Here is an 8,513-nt window from a genome sequence, read left to right on the forward strand (position 1 = left end):
TACGATTTGATCCGTTCAGTTTTTAATAAAAAGGGGACTGTAGATAATAAAGCAACTACAGTAATAGGAACAAAGCCGGTATTTTCTGTATTGCCTGCAATTGGTTATACACTGCAAACCAAGTTAGCGGTAACCCTTTCCGGAAATGTGGCTTTCAGAATATCCGGCAATTCGCGTATATCTACCATATCATCAAACGCGGCATATACACAAAATAAACAGATCATCATTCCATTACAATCAAACATCTGGACAACAGGCGACAAGTTCAACTTTATTGGTGATTTTAAATATTATAAATATCCGCAAAGTACATTTGGTTTGGGCACTAATTCAAAGTTGGTAAATGAGAACCCGATGGATTATGCCTTATTCCGCTTTCACGAAACCTTGCTAACGCGTATTGTGGGTAATCTGTATGCAGGTGCAGGGTTCATCTTTGATAAACACTTTAATATATCAGAAAAAGGCAATCCGGATGGCAGTCAGTCTGATTATGCATTGTATGGCCCCAGCGCCAGCACTACCTCATCAGGTATAACACTTAATGCCTTGATGGATATGCGTAATAACTCCATTAACCCAACCAGGGGTTTTTATGCAGCAGTACAGTACCGGGATAATAAAACCTTTTTGGGAAGTACATCGGCTTGGAGTTCCTTAATTATAGATGTGCGGAAGTATTACAGGCTGCCGGCATCATCTAATAACGTTATTGCCTTTTGGAGCTATAACTGGCTTGTGCTTAACGGTAAACCACCTTATCTGGATCTTCCTGCCAACACCTGGGATCAATACAATGGTACCGGTAGGGGGTATATACAAGGCAGGTTTCGTGGTGCACAAATGGTTTACCTGGAAAGCGAGTATCGATATAAAATCACCAAAAATGGTTTATTGGGTGGTGTAGCATTTCTAAATGCGGAGTCCTTTTCTGCTGCGCCGGGTTCCGCTTTGCAAACCATACAGCCTGGTTATGGCGCGGGTTTGCGTATCAAGTTAAATAAAGTATCAAAAACTAATATAGCTATTGATTATGGTTTTGGTAACCACGGTTCAAAAGGAGTATTTGTAACTGTTGGCGAGATATTTTAAATTAAAATAAACTACTTGATAGTCAATATTATATATTGAAATAAAATGTTATTATTTTAATAAATTGAGGAAACCTTTGCGGTTTTTAATTCGTTTAAATGATATAGTTAAAAAATGTTAAATTTTATTGCTAAAGTGTATAAAGTACGTTAATTAAAATATTTTTTCGTTAATTTTATCGCATCGATTTACCTATGCATTCAAAACGGTTTACTAATTGGTACGTGTCATTAATCCTACTCCTTTCGGTGATGGCAATGTCATGCCAAAAAGATACCGGGGAGCAGGCTGTAGATCAAAAGAAAATAGCCCTAAGTGCCGACAGCGCATTGAATGTAACACCACCAGATAATTTTCTTGCAGTTGAAGGTACGCTCACCATAAAAATGGATGACTCTACCTACACTTTTGATGCTTCAAAAGATTCTGTTGCATTCGTAAACATGAGTGCAGGCGATAATCGTTATTTTGGCATTACTGCTATTAACAAAGCGCATACCATGAGTTTTGGAGTAAGCTCAAAAGGGGCTGCTGCAGATAGCCTTACCAAGCCGGTTGCGGGCGGCCAGCTATTGATAATGGCTGATGTGATGCATGCACAACAATATACCCTTACACAATATGCCGAACCCGGTGATGCAGGAAAGATAAATCTGTTGCAATACCGTCAGAAAGACGTGCTTGCTAAAGGGAATTTCTTTACCTTTCTTTCTAAGGATGACGAACCTAATTCGTCACTTTACAGGGTAGAGGGAACCTTTGAACTGAAGCTGAAAAAACAGTAAATCCAACTACAGGTGTATTGACACCTCATTGTAAAAAACACCTTACACAGCCCCTTATTTGCCCTGCAGACTATAAAAATCGCCCTGTTTTCCGTATCTTTACACAAAAACAAAAGGAGATTAATGAAAGTATTTATTGGAGGCCTTCCATTAGAAGTAAGTGAGGCCGAATTAAATGCGGTTTTTGGAGATTTTGGGCCGGTTAAGTCCCTCAGGATCGTTAAAGATCGTGAAACAAAAGAAAGCAGGGGCTTTGGTTTTGTAGAGATGGTTAATGAAGCGGAAGCTAAAGAAGCCATTAGATGCATGAACGGCCAAAGCTATTATGGCAAACGCATAACAGTTAACATAGCCGAGGATAAAGGTCCTGGTTTTAACGGTGGTGGCGGCAGAGGCGGTTTTAGCCGTAATTAAGCCCCCAATATTTTCTTTAAATGAGATCAGCCGGCAGTGCCCGGCTTTTTTTATGCCTTTTAAATTCGCGAAATTTTTTCTTTTTTTAAGAAAGGTATAAGCTTTAAGTATTGCACGGTAGAAATTTATTTGTAACCTTGTGTAACCTTAAACTGATAACAAATTGCGCCTCTTTGGAAATATAAACAGGCTATGGATAAGGCTTACAGGTACAACTGCAGAGCTTCCTTTAGAATTTAGAATATTTCATTCGCTTTGCATTATTGCTATACTGGCACTTGCCTATAATATCCCATTCAATTATTTAATTGGTTTACCATATGTGGCCTTAATAAGCATGGTAACGCTAATTATCTTTTCAGGGCTTTATTACCTGTCGCGCTACAAAGGAAAAGTAAAAAGTGCCATTACTGTATTTACCATTGTAGGTAATCTCCTGTTTACAATAAACTTTATTTATAACTCGGGAACTTATGGCCCAACCGACCTGTTAATGGGGCTATGTGTTTTATTGGTGCTTTGCGTTGTTCCCAAAAATCAACAGAAATTTTGGATAGCGGTGAATATATCTATAATAGTTGCGATGCATATTATAGAGTATTATTATCCACAATGGATACCCAATAGTTACACCAGTAAGGAAAGCCGCTATTTTGATTTAACATCGGCTTATATAGTAGTTGTTATTGTTATGTATTATACGGTTACTTATTTTAGGCGTAATTACGATTATGAAAAACGTTCGGCATTAGAAAAAACCAGCGCCATCGCGATACAGAACCAGCACATTACTCAACAGAACCATGAGTTAGAACGCATCAACTCCGAAAAGAACAAACTAATGTCTATTATAGCACATGATCTGCGTTCCCCTTTAAGTAATATTCAAAACTATTTGGAACTGATCACAGAATATGAGCTGGATACTACAGAACGCCGCATGGTTGAAGGCGATCTGCTTAAAGTTACCCGCCGCACTATTGATATGCTTGGGAAACTGCTAATATGGTCAAAAGCGCAAATGGATGGCGTTAACGTTAAACTTGGTTATATTAATCTGCGCGATTCCTTGTTTAATACCATTGAGCTGGAAAAAGCCATAGCCCTAAAAAAAGAAATTATACTTACAGTGGAGATAGATTGGGACATACGTATCGTAGCTGATAACGATATGCTGCAGCTGGTAATACGTAATCTTATTAGTAATGCTATTAAATTTACCCAGGCCGGCGGGCAAATAAGCTTTAAAGCCAAACGAATTGGTGGCGAATGCTGGCTTATTATCCGAGACAACGGTATTGGGATGTCTATGGATAAACAGGCCGAGCTATTCTCCTTACAGGCACAATCAACCTTTGGTACCGATAATGAAAAAGGAGTAGGCCTGGGCTTGCTGCTTTGTAAAGAGTTTACTGAACTGCAAGGGGGCCATATATGGGTTGAAAGCAACATTGGGGAAGGTACCTCCTTCTTCGTATCTATGCCGGCAAGTAATTAGTTAAAAATTCAAAATCAAAACAGGCTTGTGAGGTGTTATGTATAATGACACAAAATACACATGTTTTGCTTTTGAATTTTTAATTTTGTCTTTATATGAAGCCGGGCGATAAAGTGATTTGTATTAATGATAAAATTGATGCTGATAAGAGCGGAGAAATAAGGCGTGATTTTGAGATTTGGATAACCAAAGACAAAGAGTACACCATTCGCGAAATATTAGACAATAACGGCATTGTAACTGGTGTACTGCTTGATGAAGTACATAACTTCCCAAAATTCTTCAAACTCATTAATCGTTACCAGGAGCCTGCTTTTGCCATATGGCGTTTCCGTAAACTCAACTATGCCGCCACACCTGCCGAAGCTTTAAGCGAAGTAGAAGAGCTTGTTGAGGTAGATAAAGAGCAATTGGTAAAGGTGAAATAGTAATTATTATTCAAATGCTTGTACAGAATAGTAGCGAGCTATTATGTACAATATGCTTATTGGCATAGTTGTTACCAGCCTTTATCCACCGAGGCCTCTGTTTCTACTAATTGAGTTAATATTGTTCTTAGCATTGCTTCACGTGCCCATTGTTGTTCAACTAAGGTTGCATCTTGCTTATACCATGTTATAGCCTCATTGATCTGCACACGAGTTTTGTATACAAATTGCTTATTGGGGTGCAGCCTTTGGCCTTCGTAGCTGTTCAGGTTTTCTGCCTTAATAACTTTGGCAAACTGTTTAGAAGAAATATCCAGTTGCAGGCACTCATCTAACGTGTTTTTAAAATCGTGCTTATCTTCCAACCAAAGGGTTAGTGTATCATCGTTCAGTTCATTGTCGGCAATGCTTATGCGGCTGTAGTCATAATCTACAGTAATAATTAGCCACCATAGTTGATCTTTGAGTTTTTGTGCAATTTTTATCATGGTTTTTCAATTAGTGATTTATTGATTTAGTGAATTATTGATTGAAAAGAAATTTTCCGCTTATGCTTTCAACTTTAATGGAGGCATCCATCCAGGCATATATTTTTGTATTGCGGCTATTTCGGCCTGGTATTTTTGGCATGTTGCCTGATAGGCCTCATAGCGTTCTGTTAGTTCTTTATTTATTGGCAGGGCTTTGCCATTTTTTTGTTGTGTGCGTAAGGCAGAGTAGGCTATATACATTTTCTGTTGTTTATTATTTTATAAATTGAATTAGTTCAATGAGTATTATCTTAGACCATCTAAACCCTGTGCACCGTAAAGTATATTCTTTAATTTCTGTAGGCATAATATTTGGATTGTTGATTATTAGTTTTAAATTAGCATTTATTGAACATTCAAATATAAAGAAATATCTTTAATATAATAAAGAATTATCTGTAATTATTTTTTATTGCCATGGAAGAGCTATCAAAACCGAATAAAATAAAAACAGTACGGCCTGAAACACTGGAATTTATAATACTTTACAACCAACTTAGGGGTAGGGCATTTAACAACAACTCCGAGCTTGCGGAAGCATTAAATTTTAATTCGGCCAGTTCTATTACCGAAATAATTAAAAGCAGGCAAAATATCGATCCTGAAAAGCTTAAGATTTTTAAAGAAAAATATAGCGAATACTTAGGCGGGAAGAAAAATGCAGATAAACCTGTAGTTGTAAGAAGCGAAGAAGGAATACCTATGTATGAAATAACGGCCACAGCATCGGGTGTTGAGGTTTATAATGATATAAATGATGCTCGCCCGGTTGGGCGCATGAATTTCCCGGGGATTGAAGAATGCGACTTTGCATTGCCGGTTTGGGGGCACTCTATGTACCCATACCTGGAGAATGGCTGCTGGGTGGCCCTGAAAATTATCAGCGATAAAAAGATACTACCCGGCGAAGTATATTATATTGAATGGGGCGATTACCGCATGTACAAACGCCTGCTTGCCAGCGATAACCCCGAGGAAGTGATAGCCCACTCGGATAATGTAACAGAAATGGTTGGCAACCGTCTAAAATATGCTCCTTTCCCAATCCGCATAGATGAAATAAAAAAGTTGTGTTTGGTGAAGGATATTCATAAAAAGCATAATCATTAGCAGGTATGCAAATTGGAGGATGTGCAGATACCAAAAGCGTTTTTGACTTTTTAATTTTGATTTTTGACTTTACAGAATGAACATACGTCTTGCCACATCAAAAGATATCCCACAAATAATGAATTTAATAGCCGATGTTGTCCCATTAATGATAGCATCCGGCAACCTGCAGTGGGATGATAAATATCCTAACCCCGAGGTTTTTGAGAACGACATTAAACTTAACCAGCTTTGGGTAGCTGATGTTGACGGAGCCATTGGTGGTGTTACGGCCATTACTACCGAGCAATACCCCGAATACGAGCAGGTAGGCCTGGACATAAACGAAACAGCCATTGTAACCCACAGGTTGGCCGTTAGTCCGCATTTTAGGGGGAAGGGCATCGCGGCAGCTTTACTCATGCAGGCCGAATACGAAGCCATAGAACGAGGAATTGAGACTTTGCGGGTAGATACCAATACAAAAAACGAAGCAACTCAAAAGCTGTTCCCTAAGTTAGGCTACACATTTTTAGGTGAGATGGGTTTGGAGTTTCGCCCAGGCTTGCGTTTTTACTGTTACGAAAAACGATTAGACTAACCCTATTCGAAGAATAAGCTAAACATAAATGTGTGTAACGATAACTTGCTGATAGGCGTTGCATAAGGTGTGTTATCTGCTACAAGGATGTTCCCAAAACTGTTAGTCAGTTTTATTTCGGGCGATAGTTTAAAGTACTCAAAGTAGATATCAAACCCAAAGCCGGCTTCATATGATGAATATCCTTTCACGTTTCTAAGTAAGCGCTCGGTAGGTGCGGTGTTAGCTTCATCTTTTTTTGAACCAATAGCTCCCGAATATTTTAAACCACCAACCAAATAGGCCCTCATATTACCAATCCGGTCCGATTTTAATTTTAGCTGCAAGGGGAAATCTAGCGTTGTGGTTTGCACCGATTTGGTAATATCCTGCTCTGACGTTTTGTAAGCATAGCTCACGGCCCTGTCAGAAAATACTAAGGAAGGAGTGGTACGCGCTTCCAGATGATCAGTAAGCCGGTAACGTGTTAAAAAACCAACGGCAAAACCTGGCAATGGTTTAGAACTGATACCTATCAATTCGTCTGTTGAAAAAGTATTAAGATCAGCATCATAGAATGGACTACGCCAGTTGGGTTGCTTAATTATTTTAAAGCTGCTTTGTACATACGAAAAAGAGAAACCAAAACTAAGATCGTTATTATCTGCACCGCCACCCCATGCCTGTGCAAACAAAAAATTGCTGCAGCCCATCAATAATATTAAGATGAAATAGCAGGTTTTTATCATTTAATACCGGTATATATGGAACAGATACCAAACGCTAAAGGCCTGCTTTTGGTATTTTTAAAGCCTGCTTTTTGCATCAGGTTAGTGAATGCTTCACCATCCGGGAAAGCTGCAACTGATTCGGGCAAATAGGTATAAGCCCGTGCATCCTTTGAAAAGAGTTTACCTATGCCCGGCGTTATATAATTAAAGTAAAACTTGTACAATTGTTTAATCGGAAATGCTTTTGGTTTTGAAAATTCCAGCACAACGGCTTTTCCGCCAGGTTTTAACACGCGATGGATATCGGCAAGGCCTGTTTCCAGATGCTCAAAATTACGTACGCCGTAAGCAACCGTAACCGCATCAAATTCATTGGCTTCGAAAGGCAATTTTTCCGAATCGCCCAGTTTAACCTCAAATTTATCAGACAGGTTGCGCTTAGCTATTTTTTGTTTCGCGATATCCAGCATACCCTGCGAAATATCTACACCTATTATCTTTTTAGGCTTTAGTATGGATAAAGCTTCGAAGGCAAAATCACCGGTACCGGTAGCCACATCCAGTATCAGTTGTGGCTGGTCTTTTTTAAGCTCGTTGATAGCCTTTTTGCGCCAGATGATATCAATCCCCAGCGACATGAAATGGTTCAGAAAATCGTAGGTTTTGGCAATGTTGTTAAACATATCGGCCACCTGTTCCTTTTTGGTGGTATCGTTATCCTGGTAGGGCGTTATGGTTTTGCTCATGGAATGGCAAAGATAAGAGAAAACCCCCTAACCCCCTAAAGGGGGAAATGATTTCGGATCTCGGATGTTCAATTTCGGATTTAAGCATTTGCATATTTGCACATCTGCACATTAATTCCCCCTTCAGGGGGTTAGGGGGCTTCTCACCGTCCGCTGCTCAATCCTTTTCTCGTAATTACTACCCTCAAAAATGCGGTGTACATATATGCCGGGGGTATGGATATGATCGGGATCCAGTTCGCCTACGGGTACCAGTTCCTCTACCTCGGCAATGGTTACTTTGCCGGCCATGGCCATTACCGGGTTAAAATTGCGCGCGGTCGATCGATATACCAGGTTACCGGCAGCATCCCCTTTCCAGGCTTTAACAATGGCAAAGCCGGCATCAAAGGCCATCTCCATCAGGTAATCCTTACCGTTAAAATTGCGCACTTCCTTACCAATGGCTACCTCGGTACCAATACCAGCCGGGGTAAATATGGCGGGCATACCGTATCCGGCGGCCATGCAGCGGGTGGCTAAAGTACCTTGTGGGATAAGTTCTACCTCCAGTTCGCCGCTTAATAGCTGGCGCTCAAATTCGGCGTTTTCGCCTACGTACGATGATATCATCTTTT

At 39.8% G+C, this 8,513-nt stretch carries 12 protein-coding genes; 7 read left to right on the forward strand and 5 right to left on the reverse strand.

Annotation, left to right across the window (positions count from 1 at the left end):
• From JWQ85_RS04585 to JWQ85_RS04605, 5 genes are all read left to right on the forward strand, one after another.
• The coding region (locus tag JWQ85_RS04585) for a BamA/TamA family outer membrane protein (RefSeq protein ID WP_299464626.1) at positions 1-1,095 on the forward strand (1,095 nt) is incomplete at its 5' end.
• A gap of 224 nt (positions 1,096-1,319) precedes the next feature.
• On the forward strand, positions 1,320-1,880 hold the full coding sequence (locus tag JWQ85_RS04590; protein WP_299464629.1) for a hypothetical protein: 561 nt from the start codon (positions 1,320-1,322) through the stop codon (positions 1,878-1,880).
• 123 nt (positions 1,881-2,003) lie between these two features.
• Positions 2,004-2,294, forward strand: coding sequence for an RNA-binding protein (locus tag JWQ85_RS04595; protein WP_299464632.1), 291 nt, complete (start codon positions 2,004-2,006; stop codon positions 2,292-2,294).
• 163 nt (positions 2,295-2,457) lie between these two features.
• Positions 2,458-3,792, forward strand: coding sequence for a HAMP domain-containing sensor histidine kinase (locus JWQ85_RS04600; protein WP_299464635.1), 1,335 nt, complete (start codon positions 2,458-2,460; stop codon positions 3,790-3,792).
• Positions 3,793-3,887: 95 nt separating this feature from the next.
• On the forward strand, positions 3,888-4,220 hold the full coding sequence (locus JWQ85_RS04605; RefSeq protein WP_299464638.1) for a hypothetical protein: 333 nt from the start codon (positions 3,888-3,890) through the stop codon (positions 4,218-4,220).
• A gap of 71 nt (positions 4,221-4,291) precedes the next feature.
• On the opposite strand, the gene JWQ85_RS04610 is transcribed toward JWQ85_RS04605, so the two are convergent.
• Positions 4,292-4,708, reverse strand: coding sequence for a hypothetical protein (locus JWQ85_RS04610; protein ID WP_299464640.1), 417 nt, complete (start codon positions 4,706-4,708; stop codon positions 4,292-4,294).
• A gap of 60 nt (positions 4,709-4,768) precedes the next feature.
• A complete protein-coding gene (locus tag JWQ85_RS04615) occupies positions 4,769-4,951 on the reverse strand; it encodes a hypothetical protein (protein WP_299464643.1) in 183 nt (60 codons plus the stop codon).
• A 216-nt stretch (positions 4,952-5,167) separates the two neighbouring features.
• Between JWQ85_RS04615 and JWQ85_RS04620 the strand changes: the two genes are divergently transcribed.
• Positions 5,168-5,860 (forward strand): S24 family peptidase, encoded by a 693-nt coding sequence (locus tag JWQ85_RS04620; protein ID WP_256538990.1) that lies wholly within the window; start codon positions 5,168-5,170, stop codon positions 5,858-5,860.
• Positions 5,861-5,936: 76 nt separating this feature from the next.
• On the forward strand, positions 5,937-6,440 hold the full coding sequence (locus JWQ85_RS04625) for a GNAT family N-acetyltransferase (protein ID WP_299464653.1): 504 nt from the start codon (positions 5,937-5,939) through the stop codon (positions 6,438-6,440).
• A gap of 2 nt (positions 6,441-6,442) precedes the next feature.
• On the opposite strand, the gene JWQ85_RS04630 is transcribed toward JWQ85_RS04625, so the two are convergent.
• From JWQ85_RS04630 to JWQ85_RS04640, 3 genes are all read right to left on the reverse strand, one after another.
• Complete coding sequence (locus tag JWQ85_RS04630; protein ID WP_299464656.1) at positions 6,443-7,168, reverse strand: outer membrane beta-barrel protein; 726 nt, start codon at positions 7,166-7,168, stop codon at positions 6,443-6,445.
• Complete coding sequence (ubiE, locus tag JWQ85_RS04635) at positions 7,165-7,896, reverse strand: bifunctional demethylmenaquinone methyltransferase/2-methoxy-6-polyprenyl-1,4-benzoquinol methylase UbiE (protein ID WP_299464659.1); 732 nt, start codon at positions 7,894-7,896, stop codon at positions 7,165-7,167. Before ubiE ends, JWQ85_RS04630 begins: the two co-directional genes overlap by 4 nt.
• Positions 7,897-8,019: 123 nt before the next feature.
• On the reverse strand, positions 8,020-8,513 hold a 494-nt coding region (locus tag JWQ85_RS04640), incomplete at its 5' end, for a CoA transferase subunit A (protein WP_299464662.1).

This window comes from Mucilaginibacter sp. (genome assembly GCF_028288105.1).
Classification (GTDB): domain Bacteria; phylum Bacteroidota; class Bacteroidia; order Sphingobacteriales; family Sphingobacteriaceae; genus Mucilaginibacter.

What these genes read in the sequence shown, in the direction of transcription:
- JWQ85_RS04595 (WP_299464632.1), top strand. Translation starts at nt 2,004, where the DNA reads ATGAAAGTATTTATTGGAGGCCTTCCATTAGAAGTAAGTGAGGCCGAA.
- JWQ85_RS04605 (WP_299464638.1), top strand. Translation starts at nt 3,888, where the DNA reads ATGAAGCCGGGCGATAAAGTGATTTGTATTAATGATAAAATTGATGCT.
- JWQ85_RS04610 (WP_299464640.1), bottom strand. Translation starts at nt 4,708, where the DNA reads ATGATAAAAATTGCACAAAAACTCAAAGATCAACTATGGTGGCTAATT.
- JWQ85_RS04615 (WP_299464643.1), bottom strand. Translation starts at nt 4,951, where the DNA reads ATGTATATAGCCTACTCTGCCTTACGCACACAACAAAAAAATGGCAAA.
- JWQ85_RS04620 (WP_256538990.1), top strand. Translation starts at nt 5,168, where the DNA reads ATGGAAGAGCTATCAAAACCGAATAAAATAAAAACAGTACGGCCTGAA.
- JWQ85_RS04625 (WP_299464653.1), top strand. Translation starts at nt 5,937, where the DNA reads ATGAACATACGTCTTGCCACATCAAAAGATATCCCACAAATAATGAAT.
- JWQ85_RS04630 (WP_299464656.1), bottom strand. Translation starts at nt 7,168, where the DNA reads ATGATAAAAACCTGCTATTTCATCTTAATATTATTGATGGGCTGCAGC.
- ubiE (WP_299464659.1), bottom strand. Translation starts at nt 7,896, where the DNA reads ATGAGCAAAACCATAACGCCCTACCAGGATAACGATACCACCAAAAAG.